The 16050-nt window shown below is 73.7% G+C and carries 16 protein-coding genes; 5 read left to right on the top strand and 11 right to left on the bottom strand.

Annotated features, from left to right (window positions below; genetic code table 11):
- Positions 1-29 precede the first annotated feature (29 nt).
- From F0L17_RS22950 to xylB, 4 genes are all read right to left on the bottom strand, one after another.
- Positions 30-797: a bestrophin-like domain gene (locus F0L17_RS22950; RefSeq protein WP_155072531.1), complete on the bottom strand. Its 768-nt coding sequence runs from the start codon at positions 795-797 to the stop codon at positions 30-32.
- A 91-nt stretch (positions 798-888) separates the two neighbouring features.
- Positions 889-1680 carry a hypothetical protein gene (locus tag F0L17_RS27150; protein ID WP_202917922.1) on the bottom strand — a complete coding sequence of 264 codons (792 nt, stop codon included), beginning with the start codon at positions 1678-1680 and terminating at the stop codon, positions 889-891.
- Positions 1681-1997: 317 nt separating this feature from the next.
- Positions 1998-3218, bottom strand: a complete 1221-nt coding sequence (locus tag F0L17_RS22960) for an ROK family transcriptional regulator (RefSeq protein WP_155072532.1) — start codon at positions 3216-3218, stop codon at positions 1998-2000.
- A gap of 101 nt (positions 3219-3319) precedes the next feature.
- A complete protein-coding gene (gene xylB / locus F0L17_RS22965) occupies positions 3320-4747 on the bottom strand; it encodes a xylulokinase (RefSeq protein WP_155072533.1) in 1428 nt (475 codons plus the stop codon).
- 77 nt (positions 4748-4824) lie between these two features.
- Here xylB and xylA point away from each other — a divergent pair, with 77 nt between their 5' ends.
- On the top strand, positions 4825-5997 hold the full coding sequence (gene xylA, locus F0L17_RS22970) for a xylose isomerase (protein ID WP_155072534.1): 1173 nt from the start codon (positions 4825-4827) through the stop codon (positions 5995-5997).
- A gap of 135 nt (positions 5998-6132) precedes the next feature.
- On the opposite strand, the gene F0L17_RS22975 is transcribed toward xylA, so the two are convergent.
- From F0L17_RS22975 to F0L17_RS23005, 7 genes are all read right to left on the bottom strand, one after another.
- Positions 6133-6396 carry an SGM_3592 family protein gene (locus F0L17_RS22975; protein ID WP_155072535.1) on the bottom strand — a complete coding sequence of 88 codons (264 nt, stop codon included), beginning with the start codon at positions 6394-6396 and terminating at the stop codon, positions 6133-6135.
- Between the two features lie 206 nt (positions 6397-6602).
- Entirely contained in the window at positions 6603-7091 is a 489-nt protein-coding gene (locus F0L17_RS22980; protein ID WP_162466591.1) for an ATP-binding protein, read from the bottom strand.
- A 176-nt stretch (positions 7092-7267) separates the two neighbouring features.
- Positions 7268-8155 carry an STM4011 family radical SAM protein gene (locus tag F0L17_RS22985; RefSeq protein WP_155072536.1) on the bottom strand — a complete coding sequence of 296 codons (888 nt, stop codon included), beginning with the start codon at positions 8153-8155 and terminating at the stop codon, positions 7268-7270.
- Positions 8156-8164: 9 nt separating this feature from the next.
- Positions 8165-9532: an STM4012 family radical SAM protein gene (locus F0L17_RS22990; protein ID WP_155072537.1), complete on the bottom strand. Its 1368-nt coding sequence runs from the start codon at positions 9530-9532 to the stop codon at positions 8165-8167.
- Complete coding sequence (locus tag F0L17_RS22995; protein ID WP_155074062.1) at positions 9529-10341, bottom strand: STM4013/SEN3800 family hydrolase; 813 nt, start codon at positions 10339-10341, stop codon at positions 9529-9531. Before F0L17_RS22995 ends, F0L17_RS22990 begins: the two co-directional genes overlap by 4 nt.
- Before the next feature lie 52 nt (positions 10342-10393).
- Positions 10394-11569, bottom strand: a complete 1176-nt coding sequence (locus F0L17_RS23000) for an STM4014 family protein (protein WP_155072538.1) — start codon at positions 11567-11569, stop codon at positions 10394-10396.
- The gene (locus F0L17_RS23005; protein WP_162466592.1) at positions 11550-12512 is read right to left on the bottom strand and encodes an STM4015 family protein; all 963 of its coding nucleotides are present in this window, start codon (positions 12510-12512) and stop codon (positions 11550-11552) included. The genes F0L17_RS23000 and F0L17_RS23005 overlap by 20 nt, the downstream gene beginning before the upstream one ends.
- A gap of 167 nt (positions 12513-12679) precedes the next feature.
- Between F0L17_RS23005 and F0L17_RS23010 the strand changes: the two genes are divergently transcribed.
- The 4 genes from F0L17_RS23010 to F0L17_RS23025 all read left to right on the top strand — a co-directional run bounded on the left by F0L17_RS23010 (position 12680) and on the right by F0L17_RS23025 (position 16030).
- Positions 12680-13006, top strand: coding sequence for a hypothetical protein (locus F0L17_RS23010; protein ID WP_162466593.1), 327 nt, complete (start codon positions 12680-12682; stop codon positions 13004-13006).
- A 57-nt stretch (positions 13007-13063) separates the two neighbouring features.
- Positions 13064-14098 (top strand): DUF6745 domain-containing protein, encoded by a 1035-nt coding sequence (locus F0L17_RS23015; RefSeq protein WP_155074065.1) that lies wholly within the window; start codon positions 13064-13066, stop codon positions 14096-14098.
- A 385-nt stretch (positions 14099-14483) separates the two neighbouring features.
- Positions 14484-15290 (top strand): SGNH/GDSL hydrolase family protein, encoded by an 807-nt coding sequence (locus F0L17_RS23020; protein WP_155072539.1) that lies wholly within the window; start codon positions 14484-14486, stop codon positions 15288-15290.
- Between the two features lie 554 nt (positions 15291-15844).
- Positions 15845-16030 carry a hypothetical protein gene (locus F0L17_RS23025; RefSeq protein WP_155072540.1) on the top strand — a complete coding sequence of 62 codons (186 nt, stop codon included), beginning with the start codon at positions 15845-15847 and terminating at the stop codon, positions 16028-16030.
- Positions 16031-16050: the final 20 nt, after the last annotated feature.

Raw genomic sequence — 16050 nt, forward strand, 5'->3', positions numbered from 1 at the left:
GCACGCAGCCCGGGCCGCGCGATGTGATCTCAGTCGCCCGTCGCCCGGGGGAAGAGCGTGGTGAACGCCTCGGCCGGGTCCTCCAGCCCGCGCGTGAAGGGAGAGTCGAAGTACCAGACGAGGAAGAGGAGGAAGGCGATCAACGCGGTGAACAGCCCGGCCAGCACCAGTTCCCGGCCCGAACGCTGGATCTGCAGGGCGAACACCATGCCGACGGCGATCACCGCGCCCGCCACCAGGCCGAACCACACCACGCCCGGCAGGGTCGGCTCGGCGCCCTGTTCGCGGGCGGTGCGCGCCTCGTCGGCCGCGGCCACCTGGTCCACCAGCGCCTGGTACGCCTGCGCCTCGCGGACACTGCCCGGTTCGTGACTCGTGACGTCCCGCCTCAGCCGGTCGAAGAGTTCGTCGCCCCGCCCGGTCGACTCACCGTGTTCGGTCATGTGCGGCCACTCCACCGTCACCGTGTGGTGGACGTAGGCGTCGACGTCGGCGCGCACCCGGTTGCGGACCTCCTCGGGGTAGGCGCCGACCCGTTCGCGCACCTCGTGCAGGGCCTGCGCCTCCTGGCGCACCCACTCCTCGGCGGCCGAACGCCCCTCCCACACACCGGCGATGGCCAGGCCGAGCACGATGGCGTAGACCACACCGATCATCATCGTCATGTACTCGATGACGTCGGGAGTCTCCGAGGGGTCGTCGTCCTCGCCGACCCGCCGCTGCCGCAGCAGGGTGGCGACCACGACGATCGCACAGGATCCGGCGATGACGAGCAGCAGGAAGAGCCATTCGGTCATGGGTGTCCCTCGTGTGTGGTGTCGACGGGCCGGAGGCGGCCGGTTTGGAGGGGGCGGAAGGCGCTCCGGGAGGGCGGGGAGTGTCGGGAGGTCAGCGGGAGCGGGAGCCCGAGCCGGAACGGGGGCGCAGCGCCGCGGCGGCCAACACCGCGGGGGCGACGATCAGCAGGGCACGCCCGATGAGGGGCAGTCGCGAATCGGTCCGCTGACGTGGGGCGGCGGCCCGGAAGACGACCGTCGCGGAGGTGCTCGGCGTGGGCGCGGGCGTGGCGCGCTCCGGTGGGGGGAGCTCGTGCGGCGGTGTGATGACGGGGGCGACCGTCGGCGGTGCCGGCGCGGCGGTCGGAGGCCGGGGCGGCACGGGGTCGATGGGTGGGACGGCAGGAGGGGCGGCCGGGAGGGTGGGGGAGGGGGGTGGCGCTGTCGGCTCGGGCGGCGGTGTCGGCTCGGGTGTGGGTGACGGGGAGGGGGGCGGTGTCGGTTCGGGCGTCGGCTCGGGTGTCGGTTCGGGCGTCGGTTCGGGCGTCGGCTCGGGGGTCGGCTCGGGTGTGGGGGAGGGCGACGGGAGCGGCGGAGGAGGCGGTGGGGAGGGCGTGGGGCACGGACGTCCGAGGACCACTTCGAGCAGTGAACCGGGGCCCCCTCCGCTCCCGATCGTCACCGACAGGCTCGGGCACCTCGGACGCGTCACCACCTCCAGCTCCAGCGAGGCGCCGCCGGTCGACCGCACCTCGGTGCCGTCTTCCGTCCGGACCTCGACGCCGGGCAGCGTGACCTTCGCCCCGGGCGCCTCGCCGGCGCGGGCGCCGCCCGGGACGGCGAGTACGAGGGCGGCCCCGGTCAGGGCCACGCCGACGCCCAGCCTGCGGTTCCTTCGGTTCACGGGTGCTTTCTACGCCATTGGGGTGGCATCCGTACGGGAAAAGACCCGGATTCCCCCGATGTGCTGAAGTTCGGTTGAGAGGCCTACGTGGCGGGGGAGTTGATGCCCCGTCACTCCTCGCCCGTCCACCCGCCGACCCCGGTCCGTGGCACCGTCCCGGCCGTTCCGGACGTTCCGGACGTCCCGTCCGATCGACACCCGCACGCTGCCGGTGACCTTCCGGGGGCGAGGGCCGCCGCCGGGGATCGGTGGGCCCGCGACCCGCCGCCCGCGTACGCGGAGCCCGGCAGCCGGCTTCCGACCGCGCGGCCGGTCGATCAGGCCCCCCGGTGGGCCAGCGGATCGTCCAGGACGGCGCGGACGACGGAGTGGGCCGCGCCCAGCAGCGGGCCGTCCGGGCCGAGGCGGGAGACCGCCACCGGCGGGGGGCCGGCCAGTCGACGGCCCAGCTCGCCCTCCAGGGACGGCAGCAGCCAGGGAGCCAACCGGGCGAGGGCGCCGCCCAGCACCACCGTGCGCGGGTCGAGCAGGTTGACCGCGCCGGTCAGCGCGGTGCCCAGCGCCGTGCCGGCCTCCGCCAGGGCCCTGAGCACCGCGCGGTCGCCGCCCTCCGCTCGGACGGCGAGCAGGTCGATGCGGGCACCGGGTCCGGGGTGGCGTTCGGCGGTGACGCGCGGGTCGAAGCCGGCCGCCCGCAGGACGGCCTCCTCACCCGCGTACTGCTCCAGGCAGCCGATGCCCCCACAGGCGCACGGGCGGCCCTCCGGCCGCACCGGGACGTGGCCCAGTTCGCCGGCGAACCCGCGCGTGCCGCGCAGCAGCGCGCCGTCCACCACGATCGCGGCACCGATGCCGATCTCGGCCGAGACGTGCACGAAGCCCTCGGGTTCGGGCGAGTGGCCGCCCAGCCACAGTTCGGCCAGGGCACCGAGGTTGGCCTCGTTGTCGAGGAAGAACCCGGCCCCGGGAGCCAGGCCCGGGGTGTCCGCGTCCAGCAGGGGGGCGAGGTCGAGGCCCGTCCATCCGAGGTTGGGCGCCTGGACGACGGTGGTGGTGCCTCGGGCCACCAGGCCCGGCACGGCCACGGCGAGTCCGGCCGGGCGCAGCCCCGCCCCCTCGACCACCTCCGCGATCTCGCGGACCAGCGAAGACAGCCGCCGCAGCACCGGGCGGGGGTCGCTGTCGCGGTTGGCCGCGTCCACCGCGATCCGGGCGCGGACCTCGCCGCGCAGGTCCACGGCGCACACCGCCAGGTGGTCGACGCCGATCTCGGCGCCGATCCCACAGGGGCCGCGATCGCTGAGCGCCAGCGCGGTGCCGGGTCGTCCCACCGTGCCGGAGCGCCCCGGACCCAGCTCCACCAGCAGTCCGGCGCCCAGGAGCTCGTCCACGAGCGTGGAGACGGAGGTGCGGGTCAGCCCGATCCGCGCCGCGACGGCGGCGCGGGACAGGGGGCCGCCGTCGGACACCGCGTGCAGGACGCGCGCCAGGTTCCGCCGCCGCATCTCCTGCTGGGTGGTGGGCGCGGGTGCTGCCATGGGCCGTGTGCTCCTCGGGTGTCCGGGCGGTCCGCCGGGTGGGGCGCCAGGCGGTGCGCCGGGTGCCCCGCCGGGGGACGGCGGCGGCACCCGGCGCCGGGTCAGTGCCGCCGCAGCAGCGTATCCGCGCCGCTCAGGGTGGCATCGAGGCGGGCCAGGGTCTCCTCGTCGCGCTCCACCGCCTCGTACGCGGGGCCGTCGTCGGTGGACCAGCGGCGGGCCACCGCGGCCGCGTCCTCGCCCAACAGCAGGGCGGCGGCCTGCGCCGCGGCGCCGAGCGCGACCAGCTCCTGGGCCCGGGGCACCTGCACCGGGCGTCCGGACAGCCGCCGGACGGTCTCGCGCCAGGCCGTGCCCTTGGCGCCCCCGCCGATCAGTAGGATCGGGGCGTCCGGCTCGGCGTCGGCGTCCAGGACCAGGTCGAGGGCGGCCAGCAGCGAGTGGACCGCCCCGTCGTAGGTGGCCTGGAGGATCTGTCCGGGGGTGGTGTCGTGGCGCAGGCCGGTCAGGGTCCCGGAGGCGTAGGGGAGGTCGGGGGTGCGCTCGCCGTCCAGGAACGGCAGCACGGTGACGCCTCCGCCCGCCTCGACGGCCTCACGGTCCAGGCCGAACAGGGTCGCGACGCGGTCCACGGCCAGGGTGCAGTTGAGGGTGCAGGCCAGCGGCAGCCAGTCGGTGCGGGCGTCGGCGAAACCGGCGACGGTGCCGGTGGGGTCGGCCGGACGGATGGTGGAGACGGCGTAGACCGTGCCGGAGGTGCCCAGGCTCAGCACCGGCCGGCCCGGACGCAGGCCCAGCCCGAGCGCGGCGGCCATGTTGTCCCCGGTGCCGGCGGCCACCAGCGCCCCCTGGGGCAGTGGCAGTCCCTCCAGGTGCCGCACGGTGCCGGCGGCCTCGCCGTGGCCGAGCACGCGGGGCAGCAGGTCGGGGGAGAGGCCGACCCGCTCCAGGATCCCGGGGTCGTACTCCCCGGTGGCCGTGGACCACCAGCCGGTGCCCGAGGCGTCGCCCCGGTCGGTGGTGCCCTGGCCGGTCAACCGCTCGGTGAGGTAGTCGTGCGGCAGCCGCACCGCGCGGACGGACGCCGCGGCCTCGGGTTCGTTCTCGCGCAGCCACTGCCACTTGGTCACGGTGAAGGAGGTGGCCGGAACGCTGCCGAAGCGCTCGGCCCAGGCCTTCGGCCCGCCCAGCTCCTCCACCAGGCGGTCGCGCTGCGGCGCGGAGCGCACGTCGTTCCACAGCAGGGCCGGGCGGACCGGGCGGCCCTGGGCGTCCAGGGTCACCAGACCGTGCTGCTGCCCTCCGACCGAGATCGCCGCGGCCCGGTGGACGGCCGGACCGCACTGCTCCAGTGCCCGGCACAGCGCCTCCCACCACTGCTCGGGATCGCTCTCGTGGTCGGACGAGACCGTGTGGGGTGCCTGACCGCGGGCCACCACCTGGCCGGTGGCGGCGTCGACGACCAGTGCTTTGGTGGATTGCGTCGAGCTGTCCACACCGACAACGAGCGGACCTTCGGGTGCGGCCATGTCGCCTCTTCCTCTCTGGGGCTTCTGGGCGCATACTAATTTGTCAACGGCCCTGACGAAATACCGAGAGGCACACCATGAGCTACGAGCCGACACCCGAGCACAAGTTCACCTTCGGCCTGTGGACGGTCGGCTGGCAGGGACGCGACCCCTTCGGCGACGCCACCCGCCCCGCACTGGACCCGGTCGAGAGCGTGCGACGCCTGTCCGAGCTGGGCGCCTACGGCGTCACCTTCCACGACGACGACCTGATCCCCTTCGGCTCCTCCGAGAGCGAGCGCGAGGGCATCGTCAAGCGTTTCCGCCAGGCGCTGGACGCCACCGGCATGAAGGTGCCGATGGCCACCACCAACCTCTTCACCCACCCGGTGTTCAAGGACGGCGCCTTCACCGCCAACGACCGCGACGTGCGTCGCTACGCCCTGCGCAAGACCATGCGCAACATCGACCTCGCCGTCGAGCTGGGCGCCACGACCTACGTCGCCTGGGGCGGCCGCGAGGGCGCCGAGTCCGGTGCGGCCAAGGACGTGCGGGTGGCGCTGGACCGCCTCAAGGAGGCCTTCGACCTCCTCGGCGACTACGTCGTCTCCCAGGGCTACGACCTGCGCTTCGCCATCGAGCCCAAGCCCAACGAGCCGCGCGGCGACATCCTGCTGCCCACCGTCGGTCACGCCCTGGCGTTCATCAACTCGCTGGAGCACGCCGACCGGGTGGGCCTCAACCCCGAGGTCGGTCACGAGCAGATGGCCGGACTCAACTTCCCGCACGGCATCGCCCAAGCGCTGTGGCACGGCAAACTGTTCCACATCGACCTCAACGGCCAGTCCGGCATCAAGTACGACCAGGACCTCCGTTTCGGCGCCGGCGACCTGCGTCAGGCGTTCTGGCTGGTGGACCTGCTGGAGTCGGCCGGCTACGAGGGCCCGCGGCACTTCGACTTCAAGCCGCCGCGGACCGAGGACTTCGACGGCGTGTGGGAGTCGGCGGCCGGCTGCATGCGCAACTACCTGATCCTCAAGGAGAAGGCCGCGGCCTTCCGCGCCGACCCGGCCGTGGCGGAGGCGCTGCGCGCCTCCCGCCTGGACGAACTGGCGAAGCCGACCCTGAACGAGGGCGAGACCGCCGCCGACCTGCTGGCCGACCGGAGCGCCTTCGAGGAGTTCGACGCGGAGGCCGCGGCGGAGCGCGGCATGGCCTTCGAGCGGCTGGACCAGCTGGCGATGGACCACCTGCTGGGCGTCCGCGGCTGAACCGACCGGCGGACGGCCGGTGACCGGTGAAGGACTCCGGGCGGGGGCACGACCGGATGACCCGCGCGTGCTCCCGCCCGGCCGTTCCCGCGCCCGTCCCGCCCTCCGGCCGGCGCGGCGGGACGCGGTGCCGCGTCAGTCCCCGCGGCGCCGCCACCGGCGCCTTCGGCGTCGGGCCTTGCTCCAGAACCATCCCGCGGGCGGCTCGTCCGCCCGCCACGGCCGGGGCTCGGGCGGATCGTTCCGCCAGCGGGCCCGCAGCATGCGCGTCCGTGCCGCGGGCTCGCGCACCTCGGCGCCGCGTACGAACGTCTCGTCGAGCACGACGTCGTCCCAGGGATCCTTCCCGGTCCGGTCGTCGTCCCCGTCGCCCTCCCGTCGCGCGTGACCTGTGCCCATGGCACACCTCCCGATCGGAGAACGCACGGCCGGTCCGGTCGGTTCCACGCGGTGCGCGCCACGACGCCGGCAGGGCCTCGACGACGCGCGTCGGAGCCACGAGGTGACGCCCCCACCCGTCGCGGCGGCACCGCCGTACGGCGCCCGCCGTGGCCCGTGGAGTCGGTGTCGCCCGGCCTCCCCCGCCCAGGCCGGGCGACACCACGTCACGAGGCGGACCGCTCGCACCCCAGTTCCGCCCAGACCATGTGGCCCCCGCCGCTCTCCCCGGGACGTATCCCCCACGCTTCGGCCAGGGCACCGACCAGCAGCAGGCCGCGTCCGTTCTCCCCGTCGGCGTCCGCTCCGGCGTCCGCTCCGGCGTCACCGCCGGGGCGTCGGCGGCGCGGCCGGGCGTCTTCGCGGCCCTGGTCGGTGACCTCCAGGCGCAACCGCAGGCCGGTGACCATCAGCCCGCAGTCGACCTTCTCGCTGTCGGTGTGCCTGACGGCATTGGTGAAGAGTTCGGAGACGACCAGTTGGGCGTCGTCGCGGACCAGGGCCCCGACGTCCCACTCCGTCAGGCGGGCGAGCACCCTCCGGCGCGCCTCGGCGACGGAGGCGCCGACGGCCGGGAGGTGGAACGCGTCCCGCAGGTTCCGATCGGCAAGACCCCCGGTGCGCTCTAACGGGCGAACTTCGGAAAAGTGAGCCACGTCCTCAGTGTGGAGGCGCCGACAACATCTGGCAAGGATCAGTTGTTGTTCGCAGAAACGCCCGTGCCACCCTGCCGGAACACCCCGACGGCACGACGACCGCCGCCGCGTTCCGGGCGGTCGGCGGACGGTCGGACAGCCCGGCGAGAGCGGGAGCGGGCCCCGCCCCGGAGACCTCACCCCGGAACGGCCCGCGCCCCGTCCGGGAGCCGCGGCGGCACCCGTGCCGGAATCCGCTCCAGAACGCCGCCGGCGAAGACGTCGTACAGCGGCAGCGACTCCAGGTGCACGTAACCGATGTGGCAGTCGCACACGGCCAGCGGGCAGGGCCGGGGGCGCAGCGCGACGCGCCAGGAACCGTCGTAGAGGTTGCCCAGCGGCTCCCGCACGAAGTGGCAGCGCCGCACTGTCCCCCCGCCGTCCACGGAGACGACGGATTCGCCCGTCCGGCAGGGGAGTCCGGCACTGCGGTGGGGGTGACGGCTGTACGGGAAGAGGGGGTCGACCGCCGTCCAGCGGTCGGCCTCCTCGTCGGTGTAGGCGCGGCCTTCGGCGGCGTTCACCCACAGGTAGACGTGCTCCGGCAGCTCGGCGCGGAGCCGACGGGCGTGGGGCAGGTGCTCGGGCAGGCCGACGATCCCGACGCTGTACCGCACGCCGAGTGCCGTCAGATCGCGGCACTTGGCGGTGAACCGCTCGTAGGGCGTCTGGCCCGGGTGGAAGGTGCACCACAGCGCCAGAGTGGACGGATCGGCCCTCTCCAGCCAGTCGGTGCGGCAGCTCAGATTGGTCTGGATCGCGACCCGGCGCACGTGCGGCAGATGACTCAGCTCGGCCAGGGTGCGCCGGTACCAGGAGCGCACCAGACCCTCGCCCCACGGTGTGAACAGCACCGACAGACGGTCTTCCCCCTCCCGTGAGACGACCCACGCGGCGAAGCGCTCCAACGCCTCGCGGTCGGCGCCCAACGCCTGTCGCGAGTCGCGCCGCTTGGCGAACGGGCAGTACGGGCAGTCGTAGTCGCACGAGGCCAGGGGACCCCGATAGAGCAATGTCAGATCCATGCCGCCCCGTCACCTGAGGTCGTACGCGGCCATGGCGGCGCGCACGGCCGGGGAGAACAACGCGGGACCGACCGCGTCGGAGTGGGCCAGGCCGTCGGCCGACAGCCGCAGCCGCTCGGGTGCCGCGTCCGCGTCCAGCCAACTCCGCGCGGCGAACGCGGCCAGCTCGGCGGGGAAGTGCTCGGCGGGCGGCGCGCCGAACCGGGCCGTGTAACCCTCCACCTCCAACCCCTCGGCCTGGAGCAGCGATTGGAGCAGGTACCTGCGGCGGGCCTCGTCGGTGTCCGTCCACCGGCCGAACTCCGCGTGCGCGAAGGACGCCGCGGGCCGCGAGACGTAGGCGTCGACGAGGGCGCGTATCCGCCGCATGTCCACGGCGTAGTCGAAGGAGTAGTGCAGGGCGGAGGTGTAGGAGCGGGCACCGCAGCCCAGACCCACCATGCCGTCGGTCTGGCAGGCGTGGTCGGCCGTCGCGGCGTCCGGTGCCCCGACACGGCGGAACATCCGCATCGACACCTGTTCGTAGCCGCGGGCGAGCAGATGGTCGCGGCCGTGGCGGTAGAGCGCGAGGCGCTGCTCGTCCCACGCCGGGTCCGGGCCGGTGGACGCGCGGCCCAGGCCGGTCAACGGCCGGACGTAGAGCGGGTAGAGGTACAGTTCCTCCGGCTCCCAGGCCAGGGCGGCCTCCAACGACCGCAGCCAGGTGGCGGTGGTCTGCCCCTCGATGCCGTAGATCAGGTCGATGTTGAGCACCGGGACGCCGCTGTCGCGGATCCGGGCGAGCGCCGCCTCGACGTCCGAGCGCCGCTGGGGACGTACCGCGGCACGCGCCTCGGCCTCGACGAAGCTCTGCACACCGATGCTCAGCCGCGTGGTGCCGCGTCCGGCGAGGACGGCCAGTCGGTCGGCGGTGGCCGTCGAGGGGGAGGTCTCCACCGACAGCGGCACCGTGCGCAGGTCCGCGCCCATGCGCTCCTCCGCGATGTCGAGGAGCCGCTCCAGCTCCGCGGCGGTCAGGAAGGTGGGGGTGCCGCCGCCGAGGGCCGCCGCCGCGAACCGGGCGTCCTCGCCCAGTGCCTCGCGCACCGGACCGGCCTGGCGCTCCAACGCGTCGAGGTAGGCGCCGGTCAGCCCGTCGGGTGCGCCGACGCGGGTGAACAGGTTGCAGAAGCCGCAGCGCACCTCGCAGAACGGGACGTGCAGGTAGAGCGAGAGCGCGTCGACCTTCTCGCCGGCCCACACCTCGCGCAGCGCCGGCCGCTCCGGCAGCGGACGGTAGGCGGTCTTGTGCGGGTAGGCGTAGACGTAGGACTGGTACGGACTCGGGAGCCGACCCGTCGGCGGAGCCGACGCGGTGGCGACGGTCGCTGTGTTCATGGTCCCTCGCAGGGGTCGAGGAGGAAGTGGGCGTACGGCACCGTCCAGACGACCTCGTGGCCGATGCGGTGCCCGATGTGACCGCCCTCGCCGTAGGCCGTGCCGTGGTCGGAGCAGACGACGGCGAAGCACGGGCGGCGGCTGCGCGCGGCGGCGAACAGGCGACCGATGTGCCGGTCGACGTAGCGCAGCGCGGCGGCGTGGGTGGCGCGGGAGTCGCCCGCCTCGGCGGTGGCGCCGGGCAGGTGGAACCAGTTGGGCTGGTGCAGCGCCGAGACGTTGACGAACAGGAACAGGCGCCGCTCGGCGGGGAGCGCGGCCACCACCTCCTCCGCACGGGCCACCTGCGCCTCGAACGAGGTGGGGGAGGCGACACCGAACTCCGGTTCCCAGTGACTCTCGGCGAACAGGCCGGGCAGGACCGAGCCGAGCGCGCCGCGCTTGGCGAAGAACCCCACACCGCCGATGCACACCGTGTGGTACCCGGCCCGCGCCAGGCCCGTCACCAAGTCCGGCGCGTCGAAGACCCAGGTGCCCTCGGCGGTGGTCTCGCTGCCCTCGAAACGCGCCGCGAACAGTCGTGGATGCCGCCCCGGAGCCACGGGAGTGGGCAGGAACCCGGCGAAGAACGCCTGGTGGGCGGCGTAGGTGAAACTCGCCGGGGAATGGCGTTCCTCCCAGCGTCCGTCCGGCAGGTGCCGTGCCAGGTGGGGGATGGAGCCCTCCGCCGCCAACTCGCGGGCCACGTCGTAGCGCAGGGTGTCCAGGGTGACCAGCAGCAGGTCGTGACTGCCCACGATCCGGTTCATGTCCGGTTGCCTCGGGCCCGGCTCCTCTCCGCGCGGCCGGGCGGTGTCGAGGTCAGGCGGCGACACGGTGACGCTCCTCGCGTTCTCCCGGGACGGCTCCGCGCAGGACGGCCGCGACCTGGGCAGCGTAGGTGTCCCGTCCCTCGGCGCGGCCGCCGGGCAGTCCCGTCAGGCCCGGCAGCAGATCCCCGAAGGCGTTCACCTCACCGACGGCGAACCGCCGCCAGCCGGTGGCGGGCAGCAGGTCCACGCCGACGCACAGGGTGCCGGGGAAACAGGCCGCGACCCGCCGGCAGAGCTCCGGTACCTCGTCCCCGGGAACCCCGGCGGCCTCCGCCGCCGCCCGTGCCCGTTCCCAATCGCCGCGGGCGCCGCCCAGGTGCAGATTGGTCAGGGGGGAGCGGCTGGTGCGCACCAGGACGTGGGTCGCCTCTCCGGCCACCACGACCGCCCGCAGGTCGGCCGTCCGGCCGTCCTGGGCGGCCTTGGGCAGCCACTGCTCGACGTGCAGCCCGTCCGGTGCCAGGGCGTCCACCACGGCGGCGATCTCCCGCTCGTCCTCGTGGCACCGCACCCGCAGGGAGTTGAACAGTCGGCCGTCCCCGGACCGTTCCACGGAGGTGATCGCCCGCCACCGGCCGCGTCCCCCCGACTCCACGGCCAGCACCCCGGAGGCGGAGGACGCGTGGGCGAGCTTGACGAAGACCCGACGCATCCCCGTGCCGCGCATCGCCTCGCGCACGTCCGGCCACCCCGTCACCGGCGGGGCGTGGGGGCCGGAGGTCGGGGAGTGCGGCACCGGGATCCCCGCCTCGCGCAGCACCCCGTGACACAGCCGCTTGTCGAAGAGCACCGCCGTGTCCTCCGGGGCGTCCAACAGGGTGGCCCCGACCGAACGGGCCGCGCGGGCCACGTCGCGCACGGCGGCGGTGAAGCGCGCGTACCAGCGGGCCGTGCCCTCCACCCGCGTCGGGTCGCAGACCCCGCGCAGCAGCCGCTCGACCTCCCGATCCTCGCCGGGGGAGTCGATCCGCACCGTCTCGTTCGCCGTGAACCGCGCACCGTGCGCGAGCACCTCGGCCCAGGGCAGGACTCGGGGCGCGGGCAGTCCGGCGGCGGTGACGGCGGCCGCGAACAGCTCCACGCGGCGGTTTCCGGGGTTGCCGACGACGGCGAACCGCGGCACCGGGGCGCCCCGGTCGCCGGGACTACTCGGAGACGGCGACATAACGCCACTCCCGGCCGTCGAACTCGTCCGCCTTCTTCTGGCCCGAGAGGTCCACGTCGACGCCGGAGTCGCCGAACTCCTCCTGCAGTCGGGTCACCATGGCGTCGCTCAGGAAGTGGTGGCTCAGGTCGAGCCGCGTCAGATGGGTGAGCGGCTGGCCGTTCAGCAGTGCCTCGGCGCCGGTGTCGGTGAGGGTGCCCATGGACAGGTCCAGCGTGCGCAGTCGAGCCACCACCGGTGCGCCCGCGACGGCCGCGGCGATCTCGTCCTGGAGCTCGCTGTTCCTCAGCCCCAGCTCGCGCAGGGCGGAGAGGCGCTCCCCGCCGAGGATCGGCGTGAGGTCCTCCACGGTGGCGTCGCCACCGTACGCGTCGACGCCCAGCCACAGTTCGAGCCGGCTCAGCGTCGGCAGATCGCTCTCGGCGACCGCGCGCACGACCTCGGCCGGCAACCCGCCCGCCTCGAACGCCAGGGTGCGCAGCCGCTCGTGGCGGACCGGACGGAACACCAGGCCGGTGCCACCGCGCACCCCGAACTCGCGCAGCTTCGGGTAGGCCTCCAGGAGCGGGGTGACGTCGGACTGCTCGATCCAGGAGATCTCCGCCTCCTCCATCACCAGGTCGCCGACGAAGAGGGCTTCCAGGGCGGGGAAGCGGTCCGTGTTCGAGGTGAGCAGTTCGACGACGAAGGAGGAGTCCCTCTCGTACACCTCGCCCCACTGACCGATGATCAACGCCCGGACGGCCGAGGTGTCCACGGCCTCCAGGAAACGGTCCCAGAGGGGCTCGAAGTCGTCCTCCGAGTCGTCGTCGTAGGGGTCACAGGACAGCCGCCAGGCCACGGATTCGGCCGCGGGCAGGGCGGCACCACCGCTCCGCTCCGGTGGGACGAAGTCGTGGGCGGGCAGGGCGCGCAGCTCCTGCAGGTGCTCGTTGACGGTCACGGTCGCTCCCCCTGAACAGGTGGTGGTGGTGCGGAACGTTCTATCAACCGCCACCGACACCCACACGTGCAGGTCGCGTCCGCCGACGTGTTGTCGGACCCCTGCCCTAACGTTCCGACCGTCGCCGCAGCCGGACGGACCGGCGCGGACACCGAGGGGAGAGCGCCGTGTATCGGCAGGGAGACGTACTGATCGTGCCGGTGGAGGAGGACGCGCTGCCGGAGCACGTCACGGGGCGGCCCGGACTGCCCCGTGACGCCCGCGGGCGGCTGGTGCTCGCCCAGGGCGAGGTCACCGGACACGCCCACGCCGTGGTGGGCCCGGGGAAACTGGTCAGGGAGTCCGGCCCGTTCGGGCCGACACTGCTCCATCTTCCCGACGGCGGACGGGTGGTGCACGAGGAACACGCCGCGATACCGCTCCCCAGGGGCTGGTACCGGGTGGTGCGGCAGCGGGAGTACGTCCCGGGCGCCGTGCGGATCGTCGCGGACTGAGGGGGCGAAGCGGTGACGACGGCGGCTACGGAGGCAGGGACGACGGTGGGGGAGCCGATGGGCGCGGTGGAGGAGCTCGGGCGGTGGCGCCGGGTCGCGGCGCGGACCGGCCCCGCCGACCGGGCCGAGGCGGAGACGGGGGTGCGGTGGGCGTACCGCGCGGCCGGACTCGCCGAGCCCGAGCGGATCGTGTGGGCCGGCTCGCCGCGCGGGGCGGTGACCGCCGTGACGGCGATGAAGGAGGCGGGGGAGGAGGTGGGCCGCAGCGTACGGCGTGAGGTCCGCACCCTGCCCTGGGCGGCGGAGCGGGAGCGGCTGCACCGGCTGCTGGGACCGGCCGGGTGGTCGGAGCACTGGGCGCGGACGGCGGCCCCCCTGTGGGAGACGACCCGTTCCCTCGTCGAACGCGTCCGCACCGGAGTCGTCGAGGAGGTGGTGGCCTCGTCCGGGCAGGGACACGCGGTGCGGTCGATCCTGCTGGACGCGGTGTTCGGCCAGCACGACGCGCCCTGGCTGTTCGCCCTGGGAGCGGGCGGGGGCGACGGCACCGGGCCCCTCGACGGCCTCGCGGCGGTCGCCCGCGCCGCCGGGTGGTGGTGGCCCTACGAGAAGGTGGCGGTCGTCGCCGAACGTCCCCTGGAACTCCACCGGGACGAGGCGGGACGGCTCGACCGGAGCGACGGCCCGGCACTGGCCTTCCCCGACGGCTTCGCCCTCCACGCCTGGAAGGGGATGCCGGTCCCGGCGGACTTCCTCGCCGAGCTGGGCTCCCTCACCCCCGAGCGCATACGCGCCGAGGAGAACGCGGAGTTGCGCCGCGTGATGCTGGAACACCACGGCTACGACCGCTACCTCACCGAGTCCGGCGCGCGGCCGGTCCACCGGGACTCCACCGGCGTGCTGTGGCGGATCGACCTGGAGGACGACGAGCCGGTGGTGGCGGTGGAGGTCGTCAACTCCACGCCGGAGCCGGACGGCACGTACCGCACGTACTGGCTGCGGGTGCCGCCGACCACCCGGACGGCCCGTGAGGGCGTCGCATGGACGTTCGGCCTGCACCCCGACGCGTACGAGCCGATGGTTCAGAGCTGAGGGCCGGGGCGACCCACCGGAGGGAGGGGCACGAGGTTCCGAAACTGTTCGAAAACATGCGCTGCGGTTCTGACCGTGCCGCGTCGCGTTCCCCTTTCGTCTCCCCGGGAGGGGAAACCGAATCGGTTCCGGTTCGACACCCCTGGGCCGTTTGTGTGCTCCGAATGCGAATGCCTGGTGGGTGAAGTTTTCGACGGTCCTCTGGTGGGGAGCGCCTATGTGACCATCCATCAGGAAATGGCACGTCACCCGTGGTACGCGCACCGGTCGGCCAGATGAATATCCGCATCATTTTTGACATGAACGCTTCCTAAAAACCTCCTCCGCTGCTACCACGTAGTAGGCACAGCTCCCCCTTTCCCTTCCTCCACCCCTGGGAGGTCCCATGAAGTTGTCCCGCCTCGCGTCCGTGGCGGCCACCCTCGCCGCCGTTCTCGGACTGGGCATCGGCGGCGCGGGAGTGGCATCGGCCCAAGAGGCCGCCGCCACGTCCTACGTGGCGCTCGGCGACTCGTACTCCTCCGGAGTCGGCGCCGGCAGCTACTACAGTGACAGCGGATCCTGCAGACGCAGCAGCAAGGCGTACCCGGTGCTGTGGAAGAACGCGAACGCACCCGCGTCCTTCCACTTCACCGCCTGCTCCGGCGCCAGGACGACCGACGTCATCAACAACCAGCTCGGTCCCCTGAACTCGGGAACCTCCCTGGTCAGCATCAGCGTCGGCGGCAACGACGCGGGCTTCGCCGACGCCATGACGACCTGTGTGCTGCAGGGTGAGAGCGCGTGCGTGTCCCGCATCAACCAGGCGCGCCAGTACATCGCCAACACTCTCCCCGGGCGGCTCGACGCCGTTTACGACGCCATCCGCGCCAAGGCGCCCAACGCCCGGATCGTGGTGCTGAACTACCCCCGCTTCTACAAGCTCAACGGCAGTTGCTGGGTCGGCCTCAGCGAGACCTCCCGCGCGGCCATCAACGCGGCGGCCGACCACCTCAGCGACGTCATCGCCAAGCGCGTCGCCGACCACGGCTTCACCTTCGGCGACGTGCGGGGCCGCTTCACCGGTCACGAGATCTGCTCCGGTGACTCCTGGCTGCACAGCGTCGACTGGCTCAACATCACCAACTCGTACCACCCCAAGGCGGCCGGTCAGTCCGGGGGCTACTACCCCGTGATGGAGGGACTCGCCTGACCCGACTCGGGTGGAACGGCGGCCGGTGGTGGCCCGCGGATCCCGCGGGCCACCACCGGCCGCGCTCTTTCCGGGGCGGCCACCACCGGTGTGGGTGCCGAAGCCCCGACCGTTCGCCGAGCCGACCGAGGAGGGGGCGGGGACCTCCCCAGGGCACCGGGGGCGCCGGGACACCATGCGCCGGGGCCGGCGCCATGGTCGGCATCCCTCCCGGTCCCTGTGGTCGGTCGGGTCGACGCCGACGTCCGAACCGCCGACCGGAGGCCACACCCCCGGAACGATCCCCGTCCCCGCACCCGCACCCGCGACCGTGTTCGGACCGGCGGACGGAAGGTGGCGAGCCCCCGGGTGCCGTGGTCGGCGGGGCAGGGCCGCCGACGCCGCCACGGGCGCGCGGTCGGCGCGACCACTGCGCGCCTGAGGGGCGGGAAGCGCGCAGGGGGACGGGCGGGCGGTGGGGAGCCGCGGGAAGGCCGTGGAAGGGAACACACCGGACCGCGGAGACGTTCCAGAGGCAAGTGGCGGTCGCACCGCCGCACGAGGAGGCGTTGAGGATGAGCAACCAGGGGAAGGTCGCCGTCGGCGGAGTGGCGCTGGGACTGCTCCTGTGGGCGCTGACCGGCAGTTTCCTGATAGCGCTGGTGGTGGTCGTCGGGATCCCGGCGATCGCCTATCTGGCGCTCGACCCCTCGCAGCGCCGGAAGGTGCGACGGATCGGGCGCAAGGAACTGGGGCGCTGACCGGGGCGAGTCGTGTGAGG

Origin of the sequence: Streptomyces taklimakanensis (genome assembly GCF_009709575.1) — a bacterium.
GTDB classification, from domain to species: domain Bacteria; phylum Actinomycetota; class Actinomycetes; order Streptomycetales; family Streptomycetaceae; genus Streptomyces; species Streptomyces taklimakanensis.

Bases quoted from the DNA above. Each gene is read 5' to 3' on its own strand.
- F0L17_RS22950 (WP_155072531.1), bottom strand. From the start codon at position 797: ATGACCGAATGGCTCTTCCTGCTGCTCGTCATCGCCGGATCCTGTGCG.
- F0L17_RS22960 (WP_155072532.1), bottom strand. From the start codon at position 3,218: ATGGCAGCACCCGCGCCCACCACCCAGCAGGAGATGCGGCGGCGGAAC.
- xylB (WP_155072533.1), bottom strand. From the start codon at position 4,747: ATGGCCGCACCCGAAGGTCCGCTCGTTGTCGGTGTGGACAGCTCGACG.
- xylA (WP_155072534.1), top strand. From the start codon at position 4,825: ATGAGCTACGAGCCGACACCCGAGCACAAGTTCACCTTCGGCCTGTGG.
- F0L17_RS22975 (WP_155072535.1), bottom strand. From the start codon at position 6,396: ATGGGCACAGGTCACGCGCGACGGGAGGGCGACGGGGACGACGACCGG.
- F0L17_RS22985 (WP_155072536.1), bottom strand. From the start codon at position 8,155: ATGGATCTGACATTGCTCTATCGGGGTCCCCTGGCCTCGTGCGACTAC.
- F0L17_RS22990 (WP_155072537.1), bottom strand. From the start codon at position 9,532: ATGAACACAGCGACCGTCGCCACCGCGTCGGCTCCGCCGACGGGTCGG.
- F0L17_RS22995 (WP_155074062.1), bottom strand. From the start codon at position 10,341: ATGAACCGGATCGTGGGCAGTCACGACCTGCTGCTGGTCACCCTGGAC.
- F0L17_RS23000 (WP_155072538.1), bottom strand. From the start codon at position 11,569: ATGTCGCCGTCTCCGAGTAGTCCCGGCGACCGGGGCGCCCCGGTGCCG.
- F0L17_RS23015 (WP_155074065.1), top strand. From the start codon at position 13,064: ATGGGCGCGGTGGAGGAGCTCGGGCGGTGGCGCCGGGTCGCGGCGCGG.
- F0L17_RS23020 (WP_155072539.1), top strand. From the start codon at position 14,484: ATGAAGTTGTCCCGCCTCGCGTCCGTGGCGGCCACCCTCGCCGCCGTT.
- F0L17_RS23025 (WP_155072540.1), top strand. From the start codon at position 15,845: ATGAGCAACCAGGGGAAGGTCGCCGTCGGCGGAGTGGCGCTGGGACTG.